This is a genomic window from Vibrio hepatarius (assembly GCF_043642085.1).
Taxonomy (GTDB): Bacteria; Pseudomonadota; Gammaproteobacteria; order Enterobacterales; family Vibrionaceae; genus Vibrio; species Vibrio hepatarius_C.
In genome coordinates this window covers 331,990-357,122 of record NZ_JBHZSA010000003.1, presented here as the reverse complement: position 1 = coordinate 357,122, position 25,133 = coordinate 331,990, and the positions used below count along the sequence as shown (strand labels likewise).

At 45.1% G+C, this 25,133-nt stretch carries 23 protein-coding genes; 17 read left to right on the top strand and 6 right to left on the bottom strand.

What is annotated here, in order from left to right:
- Positions 1-61 precede the first annotated feature (61 nt).
- The 11 genes from ACHUFZ_RS07750 (at position 62) to ACHUFZ_RS07700 (ending at position 14,180) form a co-directional block, all read left to right on the top strand.
- Entirely contained in the window at positions 62-1,018 is a 957-nt protein-coding gene (locus ACHUFZ_RS07750; protein WP_394126653.1) for a sugar kinase, read from the top strand.
- Between the two features lie 10 nt (positions 1,019-1,028).
- Positions 1,029-1,658, top strand: coding sequence for a bifunctional 4-hydroxy-2-oxoglutarate aldolase/2-dehydro-3-deoxy-phosphogluconate aldolase (locus ACHUFZ_RS07745; protein WP_394126652.1), 630 nt, complete (start codon positions 1,029-1,031; stop codon positions 1,656-1,658).
- A gap of 198 nt (positions 1,659-1,856) precedes the next feature.
- Positions 1,857-3,395, top strand: coding sequence for a glutamate synthase-related protein (locus ACHUFZ_RS07740; protein ID WP_394126651.1), 1,539 nt, complete (start codon positions 1,857-1,859; stop codon positions 3,393-3,395).
- A 116-nt stretch (positions 3,396-3,511) separates the two neighbouring features.
- Positions 3,512-5,269, top strand: a complete 1,758-nt coding sequence (locus ACHUFZ_RS07735) for an ATP-binding protein (protein ID WP_394126650.1) — start codon at positions 3,512-3,514, stop codon at positions 5,267-5,269.
- Positions 5,262-6,605 (top strand): sigma-54-dependent transcriptional regulator, encoded by a 1,344-nt coding sequence (locus ACHUFZ_RS07730; protein ID WP_394126649.1) that lies wholly within the window; start codon positions 5,262-5,264, stop codon positions 6,603-6,605. The genes ACHUFZ_RS07735 and ACHUFZ_RS07730 overlap by 8 nt, the downstream gene beginning before the upstream one ends.
- A gap of 302 nt (positions 6,606-6,907) precedes the next feature.
- The gene (locus ACHUFZ_RS07725; protein WP_394126648.1) at positions 6,908-8,350 is read left to right on the top strand and encodes an SLC13 family permease; all 1,443 of its coding nucleotides are present in this window, start codon (positions 6,908-6,910) and stop codon (positions 8,348-8,350) included.
- An 88-nt stretch (positions 8,351-8,438) separates the two neighbouring features.
- On the top strand, positions 8,439-10,136 hold the full coding sequence (locus ACHUFZ_RS07720; protein WP_394126647.1) for an NAD-dependent malic enzyme: 1,698 nt from the start codon (positions 8,439-8,441) through the stop codon (positions 10,134-10,136).
- A gap of 194 nt (positions 10,137-10,330) precedes the next feature.
- Complete coding sequence (locus tag ACHUFZ_RS07715; RefSeq protein ID WP_394126646.1) at positions 10,331-10,522, top strand: hypothetical protein; 192 nt, start codon at positions 10,331-10,333, stop codon at positions 10,520-10,522.
- A 199-nt stretch (positions 10,523-10,721) separates the two neighbouring features.
- Positions 10,722-11,912, top strand: coding sequence for an MFS transporter (locus ACHUFZ_RS07710; protein WP_394126645.1), 1,191 nt, complete (start codon positions 10,722-10,724; stop codon positions 11,910-11,912).
- Positions 11,887-12,843, top strand: coding sequence for an HTH-type transcriptional regulator YidZ (yidZ, locus tag ACHUFZ_RS07705; protein WP_394126644.1), 957 nt, complete (start codon positions 11,887-11,889; stop codon positions 12,841-12,843). Before ACHUFZ_RS07710 ends, yidZ begins: the two co-directional genes overlap by 26 nt.
- Positions 12,844-12,959: 116 nt before the next feature.
- Entirely contained in the window at positions 12,960-14,180 is a 1,221-nt protein-coding gene (locus ACHUFZ_RS07700) for a peptidoglycan DD-metalloendopeptidase family protein (RefSeq protein ID WP_394126643.1), read from the top strand.
- 67 nt (positions 14,181-14,247) lie between these two features.
- On the opposite strand, the gene ACHUFZ_RS07695 is transcribed toward ACHUFZ_RS07700, so the two are convergent.
- The gene (locus ACHUFZ_RS07695; RefSeq protein ID WP_394126642.1) at positions 14,248-14,979 is read right to left on the bottom strand and encodes a substrate-binding periplasmic protein; all 732 of its coding nucleotides are present in this window, start codon (positions 14,977-14,979) and stop codon (positions 14,248-14,250) included.
- A 123-nt stretch (positions 14,980-15,102) separates the two neighbouring features.
- The gene (locus ACHUFZ_RS07690; protein ID WP_394126917.1) at positions 15,103-15,732 is read right to left on the bottom strand and encodes an HD domain-containing protein; all 630 of its coding nucleotides are present in this window, start codon (positions 15,730-15,732) and stop codon (positions 15,103-15,105) included.
- 187 nt (positions 15,733-15,919) lie between these two features.
- On the opposite strand from ACHUFZ_RS07690, the gene ACHUFZ_RS07685 reads away from it, so the two are divergent.
- The 3 genes from ACHUFZ_RS07685 (at position 15,920) to trmY (ending at position 17,656) form a co-directional block, all read left to right on the top strand.
- Positions 15,920-16,141: a DUF6500 family protein gene (locus tag ACHUFZ_RS07685; protein ID WP_394126641.1), complete on the top strand. Its 222-nt coding sequence runs from the start codon at positions 15,920-15,922 to the stop codon at positions 16,139-16,141.
- A gap of 87 nt (positions 16,142-16,228) precedes the next feature.
- Complete coding sequence (locus ACHUFZ_RS07680; protein ID WP_394126640.1) at positions 16,229-16,963, top strand: RNA methyltransferase; 735 nt, start codon at positions 16,229-16,231, stop codon at positions 16,961-16,963.
- A gap of 90 nt (positions 16,964-17,053) precedes the next feature.
- Positions 17,054-17,656 (top strand): tRNA (pseudouridine(54)-N(1))-methyltransferase TrmY, encoded by a 603-nt coding sequence (gene trmY, locus ACHUFZ_RS07675; RefSeq protein ID WP_394126639.1) that lies wholly within the window; start codon positions 17,054-17,056, stop codon positions 17,654-17,656.
- Positions 17,657-18,524: 868 nt separating this feature from the next.
- Here the strand turns inward: trmY and ACHUFZ_RS07670 are convergent.
- On the bottom strand, positions 18,525-18,734 hold the full coding sequence (locus ACHUFZ_RS07670) for a cold-shock protein (RefSeq protein WP_126572558.1): 210 nt from the start codon (positions 18,732-18,734) through the stop codon (positions 18,525-18,527).
- 558 nt (positions 18,735-19,292) lie between these two features.
- Complete coding sequence (locus tag ACHUFZ_RS07665; protein ID WP_394126638.1) at positions 19,293-20,213, bottom strand: NADP-dependent oxidoreductase; 921 nt, start codon at positions 20,211-20,213, stop codon at positions 19,293-19,295.
- A 114-nt stretch (positions 20,214-20,327) separates the two neighbouring features.
- Here ACHUFZ_RS07665 and ACHUFZ_RS07660 point away from each other — a divergent pair, with 114 nt between their 5' ends.
- Positions 20,328-21,227, top strand: coding sequence for a LysR family transcriptional regulator (locus tag ACHUFZ_RS07660; RefSeq protein ID WP_394126637.1), 900 nt, complete (start codon positions 20,328-20,330; stop codon positions 21,225-21,227).
- A gap of 210 nt (positions 21,228-21,437) precedes the next feature.
- Here ACHUFZ_RS07660 and ACHUFZ_RS07655 read toward each other — a convergent pair whose 3' ends face one another.
- Complete coding sequence (locus ACHUFZ_RS07655; protein WP_394126636.1) at positions 21,438-22,322, bottom strand: LysR family transcriptional regulator; 885 nt, start codon at positions 22,320-22,322, stop codon at positions 21,438-21,440.
- Positions 22,323-22,489: 167 nt separating this feature from the next.
- Here ACHUFZ_RS07655 and ACHUFZ_RS07650 point away from each other — a divergent pair, with 167 nt between their 5' ends.
- Positions 22,490-22,861, top strand: coding sequence for a nuclear transport factor 2 family protein (locus ACHUFZ_RS07650; RefSeq protein ID WP_394126635.1), 372 nt, complete (start codon positions 22,490-22,492; stop codon positions 22,859-22,861).
- 84 nt (positions 22,862-22,945) lie between these two features.
- Here the strand turns inward: ACHUFZ_RS07650 and fdxA are convergent, their stop codons facing one another.
- Positions 22,946-23,269 (bottom strand): ferredoxin FdxA, encoded by a 324-nt coding sequence (fdxA, locus tag ACHUFZ_RS07645; protein ID WP_004746605.1) that lies wholly within the window; start codon positions 23,267-23,269, stop codon positions 22,946-22,948.
- Positions 23,270-23,491: 222 nt separating this feature from the next.
- Here fdxA and ACHUFZ_RS07640 point away from each other — a divergent pair, with 222 nt between their 5' ends.
- Positions 23,492-25,108: an NAD(P)/FAD-dependent oxidoreductase gene (locus tag ACHUFZ_RS07640; RefSeq protein WP_394126634.1), complete on the top strand. Its 1,617-nt coding sequence runs from the start codon at positions 23,492-23,494 to the stop codon at positions 25,106-25,108.
- Positions 25,109-25,133: the final 25 nt, after the last annotated feature.

Here is a 25,133-nt window from a genome sequence, read left to right as displayed (position 1 = left end):
AACATCAGGTCTGCTCAGCTTAGGTTGGCAGGCCTGATTTGCGACTTAAAGAAACAGTGCGATGAAGACAATTGCCATCATTGGGGAATGCATGATTGAACTGAACGGAAAACCGTTTGGGGAGATGCAGCAGACGTTCGGTGGAGACACCTTAAATGCAGCGATTTACTTATGCCGAAGTCTGCGAAACTCAGCCCCTGAGCTGTCGGTGAAGTATGTTACGGCCATGGGCAGTGAGCCACTTAGCCAAGAGATGACGGCTCGCTGGAAGCAAGAGGGCGTTGATACCAGCTTAGTTCTGACTGATACCAAGCGCTCGTCGGGGCTGTATTTGATTCAGCTCGACGAGCAAGGTGAAAGGACCTTTTTGTATTGGCGAAGCGAATCTGCGGCTAAGTATCTTATTCAGCACCCTGAATTTACACAGGTGAAATCAGCCTTGAAAAGCGCAGACATGGTGTTTGTCAGCGGCATCAGCTTGGCTATTTTACCTAAGCAAGACAGAGCGCAGATGCTGGCGCTACTGGCGCAGTTAAGAGAGTTGGGTGTCGAAATCGCTTTCGATAGCAACTATCGACCAGCACTTTGGCCTAATGACAACCATCAAACCGTCCAATCGGCCTATCGCCTTATGTATCAAACTACTGACCTAGCGTTAGTAACGTTTGATGATGAGCAAGCCATTTGGGGAGATGAAACGCCTCTGCAAACTTGCGAACGGCTTACTGCTTTTGGGGCAAAGACGGTCATCGTCAAACTTGGTGCTAACGGGTGTTTAGTCTCGGAATTGGGCGTCAATGAACCCTATAATGTATCAACAACGGTGGTTGAGAATGTGGTCGATACGACGTCTGCTGGTGATTCATTTAATGGCGGCTTTTTAGCTACTTACCTTGAAACCGGCGACATCAAACAAGCTTGCCATAATGGTAATGTGCTGGCTGGTGAAGTGATTCAGCATAAAGGTGCCATCATCTCAAAGGCGCATACAGACGCCGCAAAGAATAAATTCAAATAGGAACAAAACAATGCCTAACTTAAACGAGCAGCTACAAGCGCTGAAAGTTATCCCTGTTATTGCGATTGATAATGCACAAGACATTATTCCACTGGGTAAAGTGTTGGCGGAAAACGGCCTGCCAGCAGCAGAAATCACCTTTCGCTCAGAAGCGGCAGTAGAAGCAATTCGTCTACTGCGTGAAGCGCAACCTGACATGCTGATCGGCGCAGGTACGGTGCTAAATAAAGAGCAGGCAATCGCAGCGAAAGAAGCGGGCGCAACCTTTATTGTGTCACCGGGCTTTAACCCAAATACCGTCAAAGCGTGCCAAGATATTGGTATTGATATCGTGCCGGGTGTTAACAACCCAAGTACCATTGAAGCGGCATTAGAAATGGGCCTAACCACACTCAAGTTCTTCCCTGCGGAAGCCTCAGGTGGTGTAAATATGGTTAAGGCACTGCTGGCGCCATACACCGACGTGAGCTTAATGCCAACGGGCGGAATTAATCCTGCCAACATCAAAGACTACTTAGCGGTACCACGAGTGCTGGCGTGTGGTGGCACATGGATGGTAGATAAAAAGCTGATTGAAGCTGGCCAATGGGATGAACTGGCTAAGCTCACTCGCGAAGCGGTTGCCCTTGTCTCCGAGTAATTAATTTACCCCCACTGCTCCTTCAAGCGCCTCCATTCTGAATCAGATGGAGGCGTTTTTGTTTCAGGTAGCTGCACATTTGTGAGTCCAACTTGTAGCTAAAAGTGACTGGCCGCTGAGTTGGCAAAATTGAAATCCCCAACTTTTGTGCCTTTACTTTATCCCATAACTACAAACCCAATAATAATGGATAACGTGATGAGCAAACCTGTCATAGCAGCAAACAAACCAATCAAAGTCGAACTCACTGCCGGGGAAGAAAATTACTTCTGTACTTGTGGTCGTTCTAGCAATCAACCTTACTGTGATGGCTCTCATGCGGGAACAGGTTTTAAACCCAAAGCCTTCACCGCCGAAGAGAGTGGCGATGCCTACCTATGCCGCTGTAAACATACTCAGAACCCACCATTTTGTGATGGTGCCCATAAACAGTTTACTGACGCCGATGTCGGCAAAGAGGGGCCAGGGGGTCAAATCCAAACCATTGATGTTGCTCCGGCTGCGAATGCAACCAAAGAAGAACCAACGGTGGAGTTTATTCATCAGTTGGCCCGAGAAGGCTTATCTAAAATGGGCCATCATGGGCCAATGACGTCTATGGGCGTACCAAGGCATTTGCTGCCGCACTGGGATGATATTCAAGTCATGGTGGCGCAAATGGCGACTAAGCCACTGATGGAAGACGTGCCCGTTTCAACTGAGCTGATTATCGGGCCGCAAGCGAAAAAGCCTCTTAAACTCAATATCCCATTGTTTGTCTCTGACATGAGCTTTGGTGCGCTGTCCGAAGAAGCGAAAGTCTCATTGGCGAAAGGGGCTGAACTGGCAGGGACGGGTATTTGCTCTGGTGAAGGGGGCATGTTGCCTGAAGAGCAAGCGGCAAATTCACGCTATTTCTATGAGCTCGCCAGTGCTGGGTTTGGCTATGATGAGTCCAAACTTAAAAACGTTCAGGCGTTCCACTTTAAAGGAGGCCAAGGCGCGAAAACCGGAACCGGAGGTCACCTGCCCGGTGCTAAGAACATCGGCAAGATTTCTGAAGTTCGTGGCATTGATGCGGGCACGCCAGCGATTTCTCCGCCGACATTTAAAGACTTACATACCGTTGAAGATTTCAAGACTTTCGCCAATCGGGTGAGGGAAGTGACTGGCGGTATTCCGATTGGTTTTAAGCTCAGTGCCAATCATATTGAAGAAGATATCCAATTTGCGCTGGATGCCAGTGCCGATTACATCATTCTTGATGGTCGAGGCGGCGGCACGGGCGCAGCGCCAGAAATGTTTCGTGACCACATCAGCGTGCCAACCATTCCAGCGCTCGCCAGAGCAAGATCTTATTTGGATAAGGTAGGGGCTAGCGGCCGAGTCACACTCATCATCACCGGAGGACTTCGAGTACCAATGGATTTTGTCAAAGCCATGGCCTTGGGCGCTGATGGCGTGGCGATTTCCAATAGTGCTATGCAGTCGATTGGCTGCGTTGCGGCAAGAATGTGTAACACCAATAATTGCCCTGCTGGGATAGCGACGCAAAAAGCGGACTTAAGACAGCGACTTAACGTTGATAAAGCGTCTAAGCAACTAAAGAACTTTTTTGAAGCGTCCACAGAGCTAATGAGTGTGATGGCGAGGGCGTGTGGCCACAACGATTTGAGTCTGTTTAACCCAAATGATCTTGCTACTTGGAACCGGGAAATGGCCCATCTTTCAGGGATTCGCTATGCAGGTGTTAGTTAGCGTCTATTCCATTTTATTGATGTAAAAGCGATTACTACATTTAGATACAAGCCAGTTAATGAATTGAGCCAGTAAATAGTTCATAGTAGTTGACCTTATGGATCAGAGGTGTAGTTGTGAAAGATAGACGGTTTGCTTTTCTTGTCGGGATATTTTTGTTGGGGCTCGCCATCGTGGTCTTGGTAGGTGGCGCTCTATACCAACGTAGTCTCTATCTTGAATTACACCAACGAGTGAGCCAAGAAGCGAAAAGTGTCAGTAATTACTTTAATAACCAACTTCAGCGATACAATCACATTCCTGAGTTGCTTACTAGTCACTATCAAATTCGAAACGCTTTCCTAAATGATAATTCGATTCAAGACCTTAGCTTGTTGCTGCTGGATATTGCAAAAACCAGTGGTGCTAGCGATGTTTATATCCTGAACCAAGATGGTGGTGTGGTGGCGGCCAGTAATTTCCAAACAGAGGCGAGTTTCATTGGCGGCAATTACGCATTTCGCCCTTATTTTCAGGAGGCGATGAAGGGGCTTACGTCAACCTACTACGCATTAGGCTTACGTTCCGGTGAGCGAGGGATTTTCTTTTCGGCACCGATTTATGTAGATGGTGTGATTGCAGGCGTTGCGGCAGTGAAAGTGGATGTCGATTTATTCGAGCAAGACACCGAGTGGTTGGCGGGTAATCAAAGTGCAAAATTTATGGTTTACGGCGAAGACAAGGTAGTGTTTATGTCCAATCACCCTTATTGGCGCCTTAAGCAGCTACAAGAAAGTGGGTTAATTTCTTGGTCAAAAATTCAAGCCAGCCAGCGTTATCTGAACTTAAAACAGCAGATTCTTGATAATCAAAAAAACAGCTATTGGTTAGCGGATATTGATCATTGGCAAATGGAACGAAGCCAAGGAGCAAAGGGTAACTATGTCTTTGGTTACTCAACACTGCCCTTGCTCGGCCTAGAATTTGTTATGTTAGCGCCGCTTGAAGCTAGCTTGTATCAGCAGACCAGTTTTGTACTTTGGCTAACGATCATTTACAGCGCACTCTTTATTGCAGCGGCCTATTTATATCGCAGAATGGCAGGTTATCGGCAGCTTATCTTTACCCAAAATGCGCTTGAACAAGAGGTTAAGGTGCGCACTGCTGAGTTAGAAACGGTTCATGCTGCGTTAGTGAAATCGGCCAAGCTTGCCACCATTGGTCAAATGTCAGCGTCCATCAACCATGAAATCAATCAGCCGCTTAGTGCCATGAATGCTTACCTTGTGAGTTGTCGCCGTTTAATCGACAAAGAGCAATTCACTCAGGCAAGAGAGACCTTACAAACCATCGAAAGTATGGTGGAACGAGTACACAAAATCGTTTCTCAACTCAAGCAATTTAGCCGCAGCAGTGATAACCAGTTTGTATGGTGTGACTGGACAGCCTGCTTAAACTCAGCGTTGGTGGTCCTGAGCCCTAAGCTTAATAGTCATCATGTTAGTCTAGAAGTCCAGAGTTATTCTGGTGTGGTGTGGGGCGAGGCGTTAAGGCTTGAGCAAGTGATTGTCAACTTGTTATCCAATGCCATTGATGCGGTTCACCAAAGCGACGTTAAAGTGATTAAAGTGGAGGTTGAACCTCACGTTGATGCTGTCGATATTCACATTATCGACAGTGGTTCAGGTCTGGAACTGCATTTGATTGATAACATCTTTGAACCCTTCTTCACCACTAAATCGGAACACGGATTGGGGCTTGGGTTATCTATATCTCGCAATATTATTCGCTCTTTTGATGGTGAGCTTAGTGCTGCGAATCATCAGGCAGCAAGCGGCGCACAATTTACGATTCACCTGAAATCACAACCGAATGGACACAAGAACAATGAATAAAGTTTGGATTATTGATGATGAGTTTATTATTCGTGACTCCTTGTCACAGCTATTATCAATTGAAGGTTATGAGGTGCAAGCGTTCGAGAGTGGAGCACAAGCGTTAGTCGAGTTAGACAATGTGTTTTCCGGTATCATCATTTCAGACATCAATATGCCGACGATGAGCGGGAATGAATTATTGACGGCCATTCAGGCCATAGACATGGACATTCCGGTGATCATGCTTACGGGTTACGCTGACGTTAAGCTGGCAGTGAGATCATTGCACCAAGGGGCTTACGATTTTTTTGAAAAACCAATCAACGAACAGCTGCTAGAAAGTGTCAAGCGTGCCAGTGAAAAACGCCGATTGGTCATGGAAAATAGAGCGCTGAAAGCGAATCTCAAAGCCAATAGTAAGGGCGGTATTCGCATTCTAGGTGAAACAGAAGAAATGCAGCAAATGATGACGTTGCTGAATGCGGTGGTCGATACGCCAGCCGATGTATTGATTCATGGGGAAACGGGCTCAGGTAAAGAGATGGTGGCTCGCTACCTGCATGAAAATAGTGATCGCTCGGATGCGAATTTCGTTGCGATTAACTGTGGTGCAGTACCCGAAACTTTGATTGAAAGTGAGCTGTTTGGTAGCCGAAAAGGGGCGTTCACTGGAGCAACAGAAAACCGCATTGGTAAGTTGGAGTTTGCACAGCATGGCACGGTGTTTCTTGATGAGATCGAAAGCATGCCACTGTCTATGCAGGTCAAGATGCTGAGGGTACTCGAAGAGCGCAAAATAACCCCAGTCGGGAGCAATCAATCCGTTGATATTAATGTCCGCTTCGTTGCTGCGACCAAGGTGGATCTGTTAGCCCTAGCGGATCAAGGCGCATTCCGTAGTGACTTGTATTATCGACTCACTTTAGTGACGGTGAACATTCCTCCGTTACGGGCAAGAAAAGCAGATATTCCGATGTTATTTAAGCACTTTTCCAGCTTAGCGGCAGGGCGTTTTCATAAGCCACTGACGACGCTGTCGAGTGATGAAACGAACAGTCTCATGCAATATCATTGGCCGGGGAATGTGCGTGAACTGCGTAATGCTGCTGAGCGTAGAGTTTTGCTGGGGTTGCCATTGAACATTGAGTCAGAAAATCACCTTCCGGCGGTAGCTGACGACCTTTCCCTCAGTGAAAAGGTAGCGTTTTATGAATGCGCCCTGATCGAAGAGGCTCTAAGTCAAACCTCAGGTTCCGTCAAAGAGGCGATTACATTACTGAAATTGCCTCGGAAAACTTTTTACGACAAAGTGGCTAAATACTCGATAGAGCGAAGCCAATTTATTAAAGAATAAAATTAGCCCCCACGTTTAACTGTGCCCTGTTTTTTCTAAAAGACAGGGCGTTTTTCTTTCTACCCATTTCTTATGAACTGTGTGCGGATTTAGTGACACTGGTGTTATTCGTAGTGTGTGTAAATCCGCACAATTTTCCCTTTCAAATATTTACCCATACTCTTAACTATTTGATTAATTTGGGTTTAACAATTTATTTTCAACTTGGCAACGATATTGCGATGACACCAGTGCGCTTAACGTGAAACAGCGAGTACTTCACCGGTTTAGCTGGTGGATTTTAAAAGGATGAAAGTAAAGCAATGAGTGAAAATAAAAAAAATACACCTTGGTTGATGTTATGCCTTGGCCCTTTGGTCATGCTAACCACTTTAATTATCGATCCGCCGTCTGCAGGACTGTCGGTCGAAGCGTGGCGAACCGCTGGCTTGGCCTTTTGGATGGCAAGTTGGTGGATCTCGGAAGCCGTACCTATTCCCGCAGCTTCTCTGCTTCCACTTTTCGTGGCACCGGTCGCCGGTATTGCAAGTATCAAAGCGGTGGCAGCGCCTTATGCTCACCCATTGATCTTCTTATTTCTGGGCGGGTTCTTGATCTCTATAGCGATGGAGCGTTGGAATCTGCATAAGCGAATCGCATTAAAAACAATGTTACTCGCAGGCAGTAAACCGAGTGTTCAGGTGCTCGGTATTATGTTGGTGACGGCGTTCCTGTCGATGTGGATGTCGAACACAGCGACCGCGGTCATGATGCTACCGATTGCCTTGTCTGTGGTGAAAATCGTGACAGACCGTGAACCTAATAATGAGCAATTTGGTAAAGCAATGCTCCTTTCAATTGCTTATGCGGCGAGCATCGGCGGAATTGCGACTTTGATTGGCACGCCACCTAATGCGCTAATGGCGGCATATTTGTCTGATAGCTATGGTATCGAAATTGGCTTTGGTCAGTGGATGGCAATGGGCCTACCTCTATCTATCATGATGTTGATGATTGCATGGTTCTGGTTGACCAAAGTGAGCTACAAGATCGACCAAGCGGGTGAAGTGAGTGCCAAGTCTGTCTTTAGGGACCAGCTCAAAGCGTTGGGTGACATGAGCGCTGGCGAAAAGAAAGTGTTGTTCATCTTCCTATTTGCAGCGATCGGTTGGGTAATGCGCCCATACATTGCGAAATGGACCGGTGTGGGCCTATCTGATACGGGTATCGCAATGGCGGCTGCAATTCTATTGTTTGCCCTACCGGTGAAATCTGGCAGCAATCAACGTGTATTGGATTGGGAAAGTGCGCAGAAAGTGCCTTGGGGTATCTTGATCCTGTTTGGTGGTGGCCTAGCTCTAGCCGCTAAAATCAAAACGTCAGGCCTTGCGGAATTTATCGCTCTTCAGATTCAAGGTGCAGACAATGTTTCGCTATTAATTGGCGTTCTTATTGTGACAGCACTGATCACCTTCCTAACTGAAATCACCAGTAATACCGCAACTGCAGCGGGCTTCTTACCACTTCTTGGTCCCGTTGCTGAATCCATTACCGGAACGCCTCTCGTGTGGGTTATCCCAGCGGCGATTGCAGCTAGCTGTGCGTTCATGATGCCAGTGGCGACACCACCAAACGCCATCGTGTTTGGTTCAGGCCGACTCAAAATGGGCGACATGATGAGAGCAGGTTTTGTTCTCAATATTGTCGCAATCGGATTCATTACTTTGGCAAGTATTACCCTGTTACCAATCGTATTTGGTCTCTAATTCAATCTCCAAGTGGTTTAAGGCACTTAACTCTGTGCCTTTTGTTTTCGCGGGCTAGCGCCCGCGATTTTTTACAATAGAAATGAGTATGAGTAACAAACGACCTTTATATATCCCCTTTGCAGGGCCTGCGCTACTAGAAACTTCTTTGCTTAATAAAGGCAGCGCATTTTCTGAAAAAGAGCGCCAAGAGTTTAATCTTACGGGCCTGTTACCGAATACGATTGAGACCATTGAATCCCAATCTGAACGTGCCTATCAGCAGTTGTGTGCGTTTCAGTCAGATCTCGATAAACACATCTATTTACGTAACATTCAAGACACTAACGAGACGTTGTTCCACCATTTAGTGAATAATCATCTTGAAACCATTATGCCGTTGATTTACACCCCAACCGTGGGGGCGGCGTGCGAACAGTTCTCCAACATCTATCGACGTAAACGAGGGTTGTTTATTTCCTACCCCGAACGGCACTTGATTGATGACATGCTGCAAAATGCGACAAAGCATAACGTTAAAGTCATTGTGGTGACTGATGGGGAGCGAATCCTTGGCCTTGGTGATCAAGGTATTGGCGGCATGGGTATCCCAATTGGAAAACTGGCGCTTTATACCTCGTGTGGTGGTATTAGCCCTGCACACTGTTTGCCAATCGTGCTTGATGTTGGCACCAATAACCGCAATTTACTGGCTGATCCTATGTATATGGGCTGGCGACATCCTCGGATCTCAGGTGCTGAGTATCAAGAGTTTATCGATGACTTTATTCAAGCGGTGAAGCGCCGTTGGCCAGAGTCATTACTTCAGTTTGAAGACTTTGCGCAGGCCAATGCGACGCCATTGCTTGAGCGTTATCGAGATGATTTGTGTTGCTTCAATGATGATATTCAGGGCACGGCTGCAGTTTCAGTTGGTACCTTGATGGCTGCGTGCAAACAAAAGGGTGAAAAGCTTTCAGAGCAAACCATCACATTTCTTGGTGCAGGTTCTGCGGGCTGTGGTATTGCTCAGCAGATCGCCAAGCAGATGCAGCGAGAGGGGCTAAGTGAAGCTGAGGCAAAATCGCAGATATTCATGGTTGACCGTTATGGGTTGCTGACCGAAGAAATGACCGACCTTGCACCTTTTCAGCTGCCTCTGGTTCAAAAGCGCACAAGTTATGCTGATTGGCCAGCTCAAAATAATCTCGGGTTAGAAAAGGTCGTCGAATATTCTAAAGCGACGGTTTTGATTGGCGTCAGTGGTCAACCGGGACTGTTTAATCAAGCTGTAGTCGAGAAGCTAGCGGCAAACAGCACGCAACCCATCGTCTTGCCATTATCTAATCCAACATCGAAAGTAGAGGCAACGCCTGTTGATATTCTTACGTGGAGTAAAGGCAGGGCCATCGTGGCAACGGGTAGTCCGTTTGAGCCGGTCAGTGTGGTTGATGATGAAGGAAATATGATTGTCCGTGAGATCTCTCAGTGCAATAACAGCTATATTTTCCCCGGTATCGGCTTGGGTGTGGTTGCTGCAAAAGCAAAGCGAGTGAGTGACAGCATGTTGATGGCCTCAAGTGAGGCGCTTGCCCATGCAGCGTCACAGTCTAATCTGAATCATGGGGCAATCTTACCACCGCTCAATCAGATTCAAATCATCAGCAGAGACATAGCGTTTGCTGTCGCAAAACAGGCGATGAAAGAAGGCTTGGCTTTACCGCTTTCTGATCATGTCCTAGAGCAAGAAATCGAAGCTAATTTCTGGAAACCAGAGTATCGACATTATCGCCGAACCTCGTTTTAGATTGCGGATTAGGCACTCTTAATCGGGTTTAGGAGTGCCTCTTTCGTTTCCGGAAAAGGAAATATGTAGGTAACACTTTGAGACCAAAGAGGAACTCAATCTCCTGCTAGGTTTAGCGGTTGCGTTACTAATAAAATTGTAAATTACCTACTAGAATTAACGGATGCTTCGTACGTTTTTGGTTGGAGGTAAGCATGAATTTTTTTGTCCAGTTTGATGAAGAAGGTATGTACCAGAATAACCCGTGGGATATTCCAGTCCCATATTTGAAAGGGGAGGTACGTGCGCTGAATCCTCTATTGGCCATGGTGCTTATAGAGCGAAATCAAGCTCACCTCTACTATAGAAACCAAGATCTACAAGCAGAGCAGGGTAGCTTAAAGTAATTATATCGAGTGGTGCTCTAGTTAGTGTGCCACTTGATATGAGGTGCTAACTGTAACTTAATGGGTGGCTAAGCCGTTATGGTTGGCCATTATTTTTGCGATGTCGTAATTGGAAATACCTGTTGTCATAATGGCAACACGCTTAATCTCTTTTGTTGACATATTATCTCCGCAAACGATTACTGTGAGCGAGTTAACTATGTCCCGATCTCTTCTATGCAGCTTTGCACTTGTGCTGCTGTACCCGACAGCGATAGACCTTTACTTGGTCGCGCTGCCTCAAATTGCCAATGATTTGGCAGCCAGTGAGTCACAACTCCACATCGCATTTTCTATTTATCTCGCGGGTATGGCGACGACTATGTTGTTTGTGGGTCGCCTTACGGACTATGTTGGTCGAAAACCGATAGCGATGGCAGGAGCGGTGATCTTTTCGATTGCTTCAATGTTAGCGGGAGCGGCGGAAACCAGTGATAGCTTTCTCGTCATGCGATTTTTCCAAGGGGTAGGGGCTGCGTGCTGCTACGTGGTTGCATTCGCGATTCTGCGCGATACCTTGGATGATAAAAAGCGAGCTAAAGTCTTGTCGATGCTCAATGGCATTACTTGCATGATTCCCGTATTGGCACCAGTGATTGGTAATCTAATTATGCTCAAGTTTCCTTGGCCAGTACTTTTCACTGTTATGGCATTGATGGGGTCAGTAGTCGGCTTTCTTGCCGCTGTGGTTTTGAAAGAAACGCTACCTAAGCAGAATAGAACTGACGCCGATAAACAAGCTAACGTCCAAGAATCATTATTCGACCGGTTTTTCGTCTCACGAGTGGTGTTCACTTCATTAGGGGTAACGGCGATTCTTTCTTATGTGAACACTTCGCCAATGATTGTGATGGATACCCTTAATTTTACTCGTGGCGAGTATTCAACGGCGATGGCTTTACTTGCCATGGTGGGAATGTCGACTTCATTTTCTGCGCCAATCTTACTGAGTTACTTCAAGCAAAAAACATTACTAATAGCGTCACAAGTTATAACAATGATGTCGGCTATCGCTATTCTCGCGGCTCACTTGAATGGCGATAGCTCGACTCTATACATGGTGGGTTTTGTCTTGATCAGTATGGGTTTTTCAATGGGTTTCGGTGTGGCGATGAGTCAGGCGCTAAGCTTGTTCTCGCGTAAAGCTGGTTTAGCGAGTTCGATGCTGGGTATTGCGCAGGTTTTATGTTCTGCTTTTTACATCTGGGCCATGGCTTTGCTAGGTGTCTCTGCGGTGATGATGTTGTTTATTGCGTTAGTGATGGGTAGCGTTATCGGACTCTCTTTAATAGTATTGGTGTCAAATCAGCACATTAGTGAATGCCATGAAGAAATCTCTTGCCCGTCTTGACCTAAATTTGTTGTTCACTCTGCAATTGCTGCTGCAAGAGCAGAGTGTCACCAAAGCTGCGAAGAAGCTCAATGTGACGCCATCGACCGTGAGTAAATCGCTGGCTAAGCTTCGAGACTGGTTTGATGATCCTCTGTTTGTGAACACGCCGCAGGGGCTAAAGCCAACGACACTGGCAACCAGCATGGAAGAGAGCTTATCGGATTGGATGCAAATGGGGACGCATATTGTGTCTCGTAGGGGAGACGAAGCACCCAGTGGTGTGACATTTAATTTGGCGATTGAATCTCCTTTGTCGCTGATCAAAGTCGATGAGTTAACCAGTCGAATTCATCAAACTTACCCAGACTCGAAAGTGAAGTTTCATAACTGGGATTACGACTCAATAGATGCGATTACTCGCGGAGACATTGATATTGGTTTCACTGGCCGAGAAAGTCACCCTCGCTCAAAAGAGTCTTTAGATCTCCTGCCTTATTTCATTAACTTTGAGGTGTTGTTCTCTGACCTGCCGCTAGTTTATCTGCGTAAGGATCACCCAGCTCTTGAGCAAGCGTGGAATTTAGAAACGTTCCTAAGTTACTCTCACATCAACGTAATTTGGGAAAAAAGCGAAGATTGGGCTCTGGATGAAATACTGATCGAACAAGGTTACCGTCGTAATGTGAGGTCGACGATGGCCAGCTTTGAGCAAGCCCTATTCATTGCCGAAAAACCAGGCCATGACATGCTGACGACTGCCCCTAAATATTGCCAAAGCTATTGTCAGCAGTTACACCCTAATTTGGTTGCTCTTCCAATCCCGATAGCGGAAGAGCATCAGCACAAGTTGTTGATTCCTTTCACTATGATCTGGCATAAACGCAATAATCAGAACCCGAAGATCACATGGCTAAGAGAGACGCTTAAGAGCCTGTACGGTGAACAATAACTGGCTTAGTCCGGCAAAGACGTCAGTGCCTTTAAGTCAATTTTCAGCTAAATAATACAAATTGCCATTTATGTTATGTTATAACGTATCGGTTGTTTATAAGTTTAGCTGATTTGATGAAACATTTTAGAATAGTATTATCTGCCATTGCAGGGGTTGCGCTTTCTGCTGCGTTCTTCCTACCAACCTCCGATGAGCAGACTCCACCACCAAAAATTGTCGTCACGCCCGCCCCTGAAGCGCCGCTGAAAGACTCTGTCATACGCGTGCACTATTTCGTCAAAGTTGGCGATACGCTAAGTGATATCTTTTCTTCATGGAACATACCCTACACAACGCTGCATAAGGTGCTTGCTGCAGATCTAGAGCACTTGCAGCTTGATACGATTAAGCCTGGTGATCAGCTTGAGTTCATCGTGGATAGCCACACTCGTCAGCTACGCTCATTGACTTACCATATCAGTTTGGTTGAGCAAGCTACCTATCGTAGAACGGATGACGGGGAGTTTGTTTATGATTTTCAAGAACAGCCGGGTGAGTGGCGTGAAGAGTTGTACAGTGGGACGATCAATGGCAGTTTTTCACTTTCTGCTCACAAGATGGGTCTGTCATCAAGGCAGATTGCTGAAATCACACGGGTGTTGAAGGATAAGATTAATTTCTCTCGTACGCTCAGAGCCGGTGACCAGTTCGATGTCATGATCAATAAGCAGTACCTTGGTGACCACCCAACAGGGAACAGTGAAATTCAAGCGATTTCGTTTAAGCTTGCGAAAGGGGATGTCTCTGCGTTTTTAGCCAATGACGGACGTTTCTATGATCGGGAGGGTAACAGCTTAGAGCGTGCCTTTAACCGTTATCCGATAGATGCTCAATACCGCCGGATTACCTCACCGTTTAACCCAAAACGTAAGCACCCAGTGACAGGGCGAATTTCGCCACATAACGGTACGGACTTCGCCACGCCTATAGGTGCACCCATTTATTCAACCGGTGATGGCAAAGTTGTCGCGGTGAGAGACCACCCCTATGCTGGTAAATATGTCGTTATTGAGCACAACAGTGTCTATACCACGCGTTATTTGCATCTGAGTAAGTCTCTGGTGAAGCGAGGCCAGCAGGTTAAACGTGGACAGAAAATAGCACTGTCAGGTGCAACCGGGCGCTTAACTGGGCCACACCTGCACTTTGAAGTGCGAGTCAGGAACAGAGCTGTCGATCCAATGAAGGCCAATCTGCCGTTGGCAACATCAATATCGAAGAAAGACAAACCCGCATTTATCGCCCGTATTGCCGAGTTTGAGGCTAAGGTGAATAGCGATATTTCTCAAGGCTAAAAAAATGGTGAGGTGTAATAACCTCGCCATTTTTAGAATCACTTGGCTTTATTGCTATTGGTGTTTTTTATTGGTATTGCTCAATTAACTCGGCTATCCGACCGGACTGTTGAAGTGCTTTAAGGCCGGCGTTAAAAGCAGAGAGTATCTCTTCCCGTTTAGGGTGCTCTCGGCTGATCGCAATATGTAATGGGTTTACCGCTAAAGGTTGGGCAACAAGCTCAAAATCATTGATGTCCATCTGATTGGTTTTGACATACCAACGGAAAAAGATTTTATCAGCGATCAAAGCATCGATTCTATTGGCTTTCAGCTTTCGGACGTTGGTGGCTAAACTGTCAGACTCCATTCGGTCGAAGTTTTCAGCTTGTAAGAAAGTGTCGTCGTACGCATACCCCCTCAACACTCCAATTCTCTTATCAGTCAGGCTAGGCAGCCCCGAATAGTTGAAGCGATTGCCTTTTAAGGTAACGAAAACCAATGAGTTGGTTAGGTAAGGATCGCTGAAGGAAAGAAAAACTAATCGCTCGCTGCTTTTCCAGACGGTGAGGGCAATATCAAAACGTTGCGTCATGACTTCGCGAAGTGCTCGACTCCACGGTTTGATTGTATTCTTGATTTGATAACCTTGGTCTGCGAAGGCTTCTGAAATGATGTCGTGAGCTAGCCCCTTTTTGCTGTCAGAATCGATGATGTAGGGCGGCCATTCATCTTGTATCGTCCAGACGACATTCACTGGCATTTGAGCATGGGCAGGCAAAACTAATAAGGTGAATAAAATAAGAGCTCGGGTAAACATACATTGCTCCTCGCTGAGTCATTTAAATAAGTGTAGTCACTTGTGACGAGTAGCTTGGGAACATTTATTTACTCAGCTGTGAGCATGTGTGGGGCTATGGTTAATGGTTAGGATATCAGCGAATTAGTCTATCTCTTGCTTCAACTGTTGAAGAAATGCCTCCATATAGGCCGTTCTTTTGCGTGCTTCTTGTTTTGCTGATTCAGTATTCATCATCGCTTCGAGCTTAAACAGCTTATTGTAGAAGTGATCTACTGTGTAGTTTTTGTCATCCAATTCACGGTCAGTACAAAACGGGTCATCAACTTGATAAAGGCTAGCACTAAACCCAGCGCTGACTTGTAAGCAGCGTGCTATACCGACAGCCCCAAGCGCATCTAATCTATCGGCATCTTGGACAATCTTAGCTTCCAGCGTGGTTGGCGTTATGTTGGCACTGTAGCTATGGGCGCATATTGCGTGGTGAATGTCGTCAATAAACTCACTTGGGTAATCAATGCTTTGCAAATACGCATTGGCTTTGTCAGCCGCAATGGTCGAACTTTTCGCTCTGTCTGGATGGTTCTTGGCAAAGGTAAAGCAGTCGTGTAAGTATGCGGCAGGCAATACAACTTCGATGCGAGCGCTTTCTTGTTGGCATAACTCACGCGCCGTTTTTACTACTCTCTTTACATGGCTAAGGTCATGGGCAGGATCTTGCACCATCTCTTGGCTGATGAACTCAAACAGTCGTGGTTCAAAGCGCTGAATAATATCCAAAGATTCGCTCCTAAAATTGATAAATAGGCATACTAGCATGCATGGCTTAGTCAATGGGATAGTGACGTATCGCATTGTTTTCATTGTGTCTCAATGTTAGCAATCTGAGTAATTTACGGTTGTGAGCATTAATGAACTTCAGTAGGGTAAGTCTCTAAATTTCTGAACGAAAAGGGATACAATGCGCCGCTCATTACAAGAAAAAGTTATTTCAGTATGTCACAAGAAGATTGCGCAAAAAGGCGAGGGAGTGGGTGTCTCTTTCTATGCGTTTTTTGCCAATAAGAATGATGATCCAGAATTATTAATGGAAGCAGCTACTTGGTGGATTCAAACTCACAAGCTGGACCATTTTGTGAAGGCAAAGAAAATCATTGAAATGGTCTCATCAGAACAGAGTTAAATCGCTTCGCCTCTTTAGCTATGCAGTGCTTTACTCTATAATTGCCGCGCTTTTATTTGGGTTAAGCCCTCTTACCTTGGACAGATTATGATTTCAAAAAACCAACTTAAATTACTTCGAGCTCTTGGCCAAAAGAAACAGCGTAAAGCGCATGGTTTGTTTTTGGTGCAAGGAGAAAAGAACGTACTTGAGTTGGCTAATAGCGCACTGAACGTAAAGCAGGTGTTTGCTACCGCTGAGTTCTTAGCGGAACATCGCAATGAACTAAGCAGCTTCGAATGTATTGAAGCCTCGCTTGATGACTTGACCAAAGCGAGCACGCTAGTCAGCAACAACACCGCTATCGCTGTTGTAGAAATCCCAAGTGTAGAAACACCAAAAGCGCAGGGCTTGATGATTGCGTTAGATGGCGTATCGGACCCAGGTAACCTAGGCACCATTATCCGTGTTGCGGACTGGTATGGCATCAAGCACATTGTTGCAAGCACCGATTGTGCTGACCCATATAACCCGAAAACCATCAGCGCGACCATGGGCAGTTTTGGCCGCGTGACGGTAAGCCAGCTTGATTTGCCTAACTACCTTGAGCAATCAAAACTTCCTGTTTACGGTGCATTCTTAGAAGGCGAAAGCGTACATAAAACCGAGTTTGCTGCCGAAGGTATTTTGCTGATGGGCAGTGAGTCTCACGGTATTCGTGAGCACGCTGCAAAGTTCGTGACCGATAAGATCACTATTCCAGCCTTTGGCGGTGCAGAGTCACTTAACGTGGCTATGGCGACCGGCATTATCTTGGATAATTTGCGTCGTCAGCATAGCTAAGAATAGATTTAGAACACCCTTTAGCTTTCGGCTCCTTTAAAGTGGAAGAGTCGGGGCACCATCTGTTACTTTTAAAATTAATGGTTATTTATGAACAAAGCCTTTGTCATCCGTGCTCGTGCCGCTTCCACTGACCATAATACTTTCGTTGCGGGAGTCGGTGCTGACGCTCATTCCGAGATCCTTGCTCATGTATTGATGAATGCGATTTTTACCGCTCAATCTCATCGTGATGACGTTATGGTTTATCTGGTCATCGAAAGTACGGCAGACTTTTCTCGTACTCTACGCTTTGAATCTTCCCAACTTCGTAATATTGGTGGTTTTCATGAGTCGGCTCTGATCGCTTTAATCGCAAAAGCGTTAGAACACTCGGTCGGTATGAAAAAAGAAGAATTGCGAGATGTTTCTGAAGGTTTAAGTGTTGAAACGATCAGTTTTGAAAAATTGGTTCAGCGCTTGGCAGAAGAATATACGCTCTACTTGCTGGATAAAAAAGGGACGGATATTCGTGACGAACCGTTTAGTGGCCCTGCTTGCTTTATCTTAACTGACCACATTCCTATGCCGAAAAAGAGCTGGAATAGTCTCAAGCGCTTAGGTACGCAGAAGGTTAGTCTCGGACCTCAAATGTTATTTGCGTCTCAATGTATCGTGCTTATCCATAATGAGTTTGATCGACGCGGGTTCTGATCATCTCGCTAAATGAGTTGGTGAAAGGATTGTGTCCGTTTTGGTTAAACAAACCATAATTAATAGCAGAGCGCAGTGATGGCCAATCACTGCGTTTTTTATTTTGAGCCGATGGGATTTCTTATTGAGTTGGTTCCGCAACTGACAGACTTCACCGGTCGACAAACTGGAGCGATACCTTAACCAGTAAAAAGTAACGCGAGCTCTCTGTCATTTCTTTTCCCTTTCCATCCTTTGCTCGTCCTTTCCTGCGTCATTCCATAGACTGACGAAGGAAGGAGTAGGGAATCTCTCTAAGTTTTTCGATTTGCCTTTAAAACGCAGGGCTCTTTCGTTGCGTGAGGTGATTCTGAATTGTTTGTGCCCAAAGTTTGCTAGGTTTTTTAAAAATAGGTCGATGACTCAGCTCCTTACAAACTATATATTCAATTTGATAAAAAATATTTTCTAGTACTTGATTCGCACTTTTTTAACTTGAACCAGATCTTCTTTCTTCCATTGTTTTTCAAAATAACTCCTCCAAAACAACACCAGCTTGGCCATTGACAACTCTTTGGAGAAGACTATTCACCTTCACTCTTTCAGTGATTGAAGTTTGTTTATTTTGAATAGTTTTACTTTTATTAAATCTATTCTCGTTATTAACTATTTGATTAGACATATTATGCCCCTTATAAAAATTAGAATTAAGGTGCACTGAACATAGGTATTATTTTTAGGATAGAGAATTAAGGGAGGTTACAGAGAGAAACTTGCTAGGGATGACGCTGAAAAACTTTCTTTATATTTTATCTTGAAACAACTATTTGTCAGAGCAACTTCCTTACCACACTAATAATGATAAGGAAGTTAAAATTCAACTGTAAGACTAAAGTGCCGTTACATTTTCAGCTTGAAGACCTTTTGGTCCTTTACCTATGGTAAAGGAAACCTTTTCTCCCTCAACAAGTTTCTTAAACCCATCACCTAAAATGCTTCGGAAATGAACAAATAAATCATCGCCATTTTCTTGAGAAATGAAACCGAAACCTTTAGTTTCGTTAAACCACTTTACTGTACCAATTGCTTGATTAGACATATTATGCCCCTTATGAAATTAAAATTAAGGTGCACTGAACATAGGTATTATTTTTAGGATAGAGAATTAAGGGAGGTTACAGAGAGAAACTTGCTAGGGATGACGCTGAAAAACTTTCTTTATATTTTATCTTGAAACAACTATTTGTCAGAGCGACAGCAACTATACAGGTTTGAATAATTAAAGATAGGTTTATTTTCATTTATTTTTCTAACGATGAATGGCGTAGTTCCTGTATACGCGATGTGAGTTGGTTTGTACCTATTAAGGTTCTGTCCAAATAAAATTCAGCAGTAGACTTTTAGAGATCCCCAACTCACTCGTTCCTCGTTCTTGAGGATGACGATTTAAAAAAGGGCTGACGTATTACGCCAGCCCTTCATAATTTTGTGCTTTTGATATTTTTCTAACATGCCAAATTTATCAGGTACACCATTCCAGTTTTCGGTGGCGCAGAGTCATTTAACGTAGCAATGGCCAATCACTGCGTTTTTTTATTTTGTGGTTCCATACATAAGAGAAATGAGGTAATCGTCTACGGATTATGTGGCATAAGAATTAGAAAGTGGCGACCAGTTTCCCTCGCACTCGGCCTTGTTTACTCTCATCGTAAGCCTCAGCAATGTCCTCGAAATGATATTGACCACTGATAGTCACTTTAAGCTGATCGTCATCAATTAAGTCGGTAATGTGACGCAAATGCTCTGCATTGTATTGAACGAAAACAAACTCTGTTTCGACGCCTTTTTTCTCTGCGGCTTTTATGATTTCCGGCGGAATCCACGAAATACTCACCAGTTTCCCCTTTGGTTTTAGCACTTCAATCGCTTCGAGCTGAAACTCCCCTGATTGAGACTCAAGAACCAAATCAACGGGGTTGCCTTTTAGGACATCGATAATGTTGCTTGTCCGGTAATCAATCGCTTCATCTGCACCGAGATCAAGTACGTAATCTCTATTTTTTGCCGAGGTGGTGGCAATTACATAAGCCCCCATGATTTTGGCCAATTGAATCGCGATTGAACCAACCCCACCGGCGCCTGCTTGAATTAGAACACGCTGATTGCGGCGAATGTTTCCTGCTGTGAATAAGGCTTGCCAGCTAGTTAAGCTAACCATAGGGACAGAGGCCGCTTTGATAATATCTAAGGTCTTAGGCGCAAGTGAAAGCAGTGAACGCTTGATGGTGCAGTATTCCGATAGCGCTCCCTCTTGGCCGATGGCTTTCATGCCGTAAACTTTATCTCCTGCAAGGTAGCCTTTGCCTGCATGAACCACTTCACCCGCTACATCCCAGCCTAGGGTGAGAGGTAAAGGTTGATTAATCAACTGGTCAAGTTGCCCTGACGCAATCTTCCAATCGACAGGGTTGATGCCGACCGCCGCAACTTTAATCAGAATCTCATCGTGCTCTGGTTCTGGAACGGCGATATCTCGAATTTCTACTCGTCCTGTTTCATTAAGTTGAACAGCTTTCATGATGTCTCTCCATTTACGAATCAAGAGTCATGGTATTTATTCCTATTCGGTTGATAAACATACCTTTTTGGTTAACAGTTTTTCCATATTGGAATAAATAAAGCGACGGCAAGCATGGATAAGCTCAACGCAATGCGGATATTCATTCGGGTGACCGAAACGGGAAATTTTTCAAAAACAGCCGATGAGCTAAACACCACACCTTCTTATGTGAGCAAACAGATTTCGGCATTAGAGAAATCCCTCGGTACTCGTTTATTGCAAAGAACCACGCGTGTTCTGACGTTGACAGAGTCGGGCCAATCATTCCTTAAACATTGCCGAAAAATAGTCACTCAATTGTCGATCGCAGAAAGTGAAATCGCTGAGCTGAGAGGAACGCCTTCAGGGCTACTGCGAGTGAGTATGCCGAGTGTTCTGGGCGATCGAGACAGCGCTAATCTATGTGCAGGTTTTTTAAAACAGTATCCTGAGATTGAGCTTGATATTTCGGTTGAAGATCGGTTTGTTGATATGGTCGAAGAAGGCTTCGATGTTTGTATTCGGGCCAGTGCAGAATTTCCGGATTCTACGCTCATCTATAAACGAATAGGTGATTTGGGGATTCACTTGATGGCTTCACCGGAGTATTTAGCTGAGTATGGCCATCCCAAAACGGCGGCTGAGTTGACTAATCATCAGTTAATTTCTCATCGCAATGCACGAACAAGTACCTTCACATTTGAAAAGCAAGGTAAGGCTGAACAGGTGACGTTTAATCGTAGGGTTAAAGTGAATAGCACGGCGATCGTTCGTCATATTGTTGAGCAAGGGATGGGAATAGGCTTTCTGCCTAAGCCTTCGCAAACAGGAATGCTTGAGCAAAATAGGTTGGTGTCGTTATTGCCAAATTATCAAGAGGGTAAGATTACCATCAGTCTTGTGTACCCAGAGCGAACTTATACACCCCTAAAGGTATATAAGTTTATCGAGTTCTTTGAGCAGTGGTTTAAGCGCTACGACTATCGAGTTTAGGTGATTAGTCAATCGGTAGCGGCCACTTCTTTTCGCATGACCATAATAGCTGTGATGACTGACCAGAGCGATCTTTCGATTGACCCTTGTTCGGAATTTGCTGCAGGTGTAGATATATAGTTGTGGGTAATTGGAGGCAAATTATTAGTCATAAATTATTCGCTGCTCCACAAAGTGCATAGGTGTGTCTCTTTAAGATCTTCAACTCGTTCAAGTCTTCAGCTTTAGCTTTACCACGGCTATTTCGTTGAGCTTTCTCTCAATGGAACTAATGGCCAATTGCACTGATTTTGGCATAGGGCCGGTGTAAGGGTGCAACGCATAGACGCTATTTTTCGCAAGATCATAATCTGGTTGATAGCGTTCAATATTGGGATTTTTCATCGCAATAAACTCTGGGATTAATCCAATACCTAAACCTTGTTCCACCATTAAAGCGACCTGATTAATGCTATTCGCTTGATGATGGGCTGGAAACTCCCAAGTGAGCTTTTCCTTAGTGACACAATGAGTGACATTGTGTTTGATGATATTCCCTTGCCACTGATTGGCTATATAACGGTTCTCGATGAGTGTTTTTTGAGTCGAGTTAGCTTGGCACAACCAGTCTTTGAACTCGCCAATCTTTTTCTGTTTGTAGTTACTGTCTGGTGAGCTACCGACTCGAATTGCTAAATCAATATCATTTTTCATAAGTGCCAGTTTATGGTCATCGGCGATGAGTTTGAGTGACACTTTTGGGAACGGCTGAAATGCTTTTGATAGTGCGGGAATGAGTAAATGTTCCATCAGTGCATTGGGGGCGGTGATGGCGAGAGTCCCAGATGGTTCAGACGAAAAGCGTCGGATGTCGTCCCATGCTAAAGAGACAATATCGTTCATGGAGACGCAGTGCGCATAGAACTTTTCCCCCGCAGGAGTGAGTGACTGTTGCCTAGTTGTTCGTTTGAGCAATACCAGTTCTAGACTGCTTTCTAGTTGCTTTAGATGAGTGCTTAAAACCGACTTAGACAGTTCCAGTTTTTCTGCGGCCTTGGTGATAGAGCCTGCCTCTACGATCGTTTTAAAGATCAGCATTTGTTTATGTTTGTTCATATTGTTTGCTTTTCTGGAACTATGTTTTCTAATTATATTGTTTTTCAGGCTAATTAATAAGCCTATATTGAGTTCATTCGAAAGACGACCCATTGGTTTCTGACTTATCACACACACAAGTGAAACCGTGGATTGGGTATGACCAGACAGCAGAGAAGGTAAGGAAAATGAACGATTCAGTATTAGTAGCATGCCAAGCGGGCATTGAAGCTTGGAAAGTAGCGTTTAACAGTCAAAATGCAAAAGGTTGTGCAGAACAATACGCCGAAGGCACAACCATGGTGGCAAAACCATTTGGTACGTTTGAAGGCCGCGAACAAATCCAAGCGTTTTGGCAAAATATTATGGATCAGGGCTTTTCTGAGGTTGCTTACCAAGAAACAACTTGGGAGAAAGTCGACGAGAAGAGCTACATTTTGGCTTCGAAATGGACGATGAACAAAGCGTTCGGTGTGGTTCATAAAGAAGTTTGGACGATCCAAGAAGATGGCAAAGCACGTCTAACTTACGATGAGTTCGAAGTGTTGGGTGAAAGATAGCCACTAATTACAGCAAAATGAAAAGAGGGCTGACAATCACTGTCAGCCCTCTTTGTATATCTAGTTTGTGCAGAAATGCTCTAATTACTTTTCTAACATACCCAATTTATCAGGCACGCCATTCCACTTCTCTGCTTCATCCATTGCTGGTTTCACTTCGGTTTGAACTGGCCACAGCTCGGCAAGTTCAGCATTTAGCTCAATGAAGAGGGTTTGATCGTCTGGCACTTCATCTTCTTGGAAGATCGCGTGAGCGTCACATTCATCAACACACAGACCACAATCGATACACTCGATTGGGTTGATGACCATAAAGTTTGGCCCTTCATGAAACGCATCTGCCGGGCATACAGCGACACAGTCAGTGTATTTACATTGGATACAGTTATCAGTTACGACAAACGCCATGATGAATGCTCTTAAGTTTAAGGCCAGTTGACCGAGTGAATTTGAAGATAGGGGATAATACTCATCCTAAGCCAAAATTCAATATCCTAAATCGGGAATGTTATTTCCTAACTATGAATTAGTATGACAGACAAACCAATTTCTCGTAAAATGCGCGCCATTGTGAGCTGACCGTTCGTCAAACGGTTTTGGCTAAGACACCTATCGATACGAGACATCAACATGATACGTTTAAATGAAATCAAGCTTCCTCTTGATCATGAGGAAGAGGCGCTAACGGCTGCCATCACCAAGAAACTTGGCATCTCTGAAGACCAAGTCATCTCTTACAATGTATTTAGACGTGGCTACGATGCTCGTAAAAAAGCCAACATCCTACTTATCTACACGCTTGATGTGTTTGTCGAGAATGAAGCTGCGCTTTTAGAGCAATTCGTTAGCGACCCGCATGTAAAAGAAACTCCTGATATGGAGTACAAGTTCGTTGCGAAAGCGCCAGAGAATATTACTGAGCGTCCAGTGGTTATTGGCTTTGGTCCATGTGGTCTATTTGCCGCGCTGATCCTTGCTCAAGCGGGCTTTAAACCAATCGTGGTTGAGCGTGGTAAAGAGGTGCGTGAGCGTACTAAAGATACCTTTGGCTTCTGGCGTAAGCGCACACTGAACACTGAATCAAACGTACAGTTTGGTGAAGGTGGTGCAGGTACGTTCTCTGACGGTAAGCTATACAGCCAAATTAAAGATCCAAACTTCTACGGCCGTAAGGTGACGACTGAGTTTGTCGCTGCAGGCGCACCTGAAGAGATCATGTACGTAAGTAAGCCGCATATTGGTACCTTCAAACTGGTCACGATGATCGAGAAAATGCGTGCGACAATCATCGAACTGGGTGGTGAGATCCGCTTTAGTACACGTGTTGATGACATCCATATGGATGGCGACCAAATCACAGGTCTAACTTTGTCTAACGGTGAAGAGATCAAATCTCGCTACGTTGTTCTCGCTGTCGGCCACAGTGCACGTGATACGTTTGAAATGCTGCATGATCGTGGCGTATACATGGAAGCAAAACCTTTTTCGGTTGGTTTCCGTATTGAGCACAAACAGTCAATGATTGACGAAGCTCGTTTTGGTAAAAATGCGGGTAACCCAATTCTTGGTGCGGCAGACTACAAACTGGTTCACCACTGTAAGAATGGTCGTACTGTGTACAGCTTCTGTATGTGTCCAGGTGGTACTGTTGTTGCGGCAACGTCTGAAGAAGGCCGCGTCGTAACGAACGGCATGAGCCAATACTCTCGTTCAGAGCGTAACGCCAACAGCGCTATCGTTGTCGGCATCGACCCAGAGCGCGATTACCCAGGTGACCCACTAGCAGGTATCCGCTTCCAACGTGAACTTGAGTCAGGAGCGTACGTACTTGGTGGTGAAAACTACGATGCGCCAGCGCAGAAGATTGGTGACTTCCTGAAAGGTCGCGATCCTAGTGAGATTGGTGATGTTCAGCCGTCATTCACTCCGGGTATCCACCTAACAGATATCTCTAAAGCGCTACCGGATTTCGCAATCGAAGCGATTCGTGAAGCGATTCCAGCGTTCGACAAGAAGATCAAAGGCTTTGCATCGGACGATGGTCTACTGACAGGCGTAGAGACTCGTACATCGTCTCCGGTATGTATCAAGCGTGGTAAAGACTTTCAGAGTGTTAACCTAAAAGGCTTCTTCCCAGCAGGTGAGGGCGCAGGTTACGCAGGTGGTATTCTTTCTGCAGGTATTGATGGCATCAAGGTGGCAGAAGCGCTATCAAAAGCGATGGTTGAAGACGCAGAAAATGCTTAATCATATTTAGATAAATTGAAAGGCC

Bases quoted from the DNA above. Each gene is read 5' to 3' on its own strand.
- ACHUFZ_RS07680 (WP_394126640.1), top strand. From the start codon at position 16,229: ATGATTTCAAAAAACCAACTTAAATTACTTCGAGCTCTTGGCCAAAAG.
- ACHUFZ_RS07660 (WP_394126637.1), top strand. From the start codon at position 20,328: ATGGATAAGCTCAACGCAATGCGGATATTCATTCGGGTGACCGAAACG.
- ACHUFZ_RS07640 (WP_394126634.1), top strand. From the start codon at position 23,492: ATGATACGTTTAAATGAAATCAAGCTTCCTCTTGATCATGAGGAAGAG.
- ACHUFZ_RS07745 (WP_394126652.1), top strand. From the start codon at position 1,029: ATGCCTAACTTAAACGAGCAGCTACAAGCGCTGAAAGTTATCCCTGTT.
- ACHUFZ_RS07715 (WP_394126646.1), top strand. From the start codon at position 10,331: ATGAATTTTTTTGTCCAGTTTGATGAAGAAGGTATGTACCAGAATAAC.
- ACHUFZ_RS07700 (WP_394126643.1), top strand. From the start codon at position 12,960: ATGAAACATTTTAGAATAGTATTATCTGCCATTGCAGGGGTTGCGCTT.
- ACHUFZ_RS07710 (WP_394126645.1), top strand. From the start codon at position 10,722: ATGTCCCGATCTCTTCTATGCAGCTTTGCACTTGTGCTGCTGTACCCG.
- ACHUFZ_RS07740 (WP_394126651.1), top strand. From the start codon at position 1,857: ATGAGCAAACCTGTCATAGCAGCAAACAAACCAATCAAAGTCGAACTC.
- ACHUFZ_RS07750 (WP_394126653.1), top strand. From the start codon at position 62: ATGAAGACAATTGCCATCATTGGGGAATGCATGATTGAACTGAACGGA.
- ACHUFZ_RS07685 (WP_394126641.1), top strand. From the start codon at position 15,920: ATGCGCCGCTCATTACAAGAAAAAGTTATTTCAGTATGTCACAAGAAG.
- ACHUFZ_RS07730 (WP_394126649.1), top strand. From the start codon at position 5,262: ATGAATAAAGTTTGGATTATTGATGATGAGTTTATTATTCGTGACTCC.
- yidZ (WP_394126644.1), top strand. From the start codon at position 11,887: ATGAAGAAATCTCTTGCCCGTCTTGACCTAAATTTGTTGTTCACTCTG.
- ACHUFZ_RS07670 (WP_126572558.1), bottom strand. From the start codon at position 18,734: ATGTCTAATCAAGCAATTGGTACAGTAAAGTGGTTTAACGAAACTAAA.
- ACHUFZ_RS07725 (WP_394126648.1), top strand. From the start codon at position 6,908: ATGAGTGAAAATAAAAAAAATACACCTTGGTTGATGTTATGCCTTGGC.
- ACHUFZ_RS07665 (WP_394126638.1), bottom strand. From the start codon at position 20,213: ATGAAAGCTGTTCAACTTAATGAAACAGGACGAGTAGAAATTCGAGAT.
- ACHUFZ_RS07650 (WP_394126635.1), top strand. From the start codon at position 22,490: ATGAACGATTCAGTATTAGTAGCATGCCAAGCGGGCATTGAAGCTTGG.
- ACHUFZ_RS07655 (WP_394126636.1), bottom strand. From the start codon at position 22,322: ATGAACAAACATAAACAAATGCTGATCTTTAAAACGATCGTAGAGGCA.
- trmY (WP_394126639.1), top strand. From the start codon at position 17,054: ATGAACAAAGCCTTTGTCATCCGTGCTCGTGCCGCTTCCACTGACCAT.
- ACHUFZ_RS07720 (WP_394126647.1), top strand. From the start codon at position 8,439: ATGAGTAACAAACGACCTTTATATATCCCCTTTGCAGGGCCTGCGCTA.
- fdxA (WP_004746605.1), bottom strand. From the start codon at position 23,269: ATGGCGTTTGTCGTAACTGATAACTGTATCCAATGTAAATACACTGAC.
- ACHUFZ_RS07695 (WP_394126642.1), bottom strand. From the start codon at position 14,979: ATGTTTACCCGAGCTCTTATTTTATTCACCTTATTAGTTTTGCCTGCC.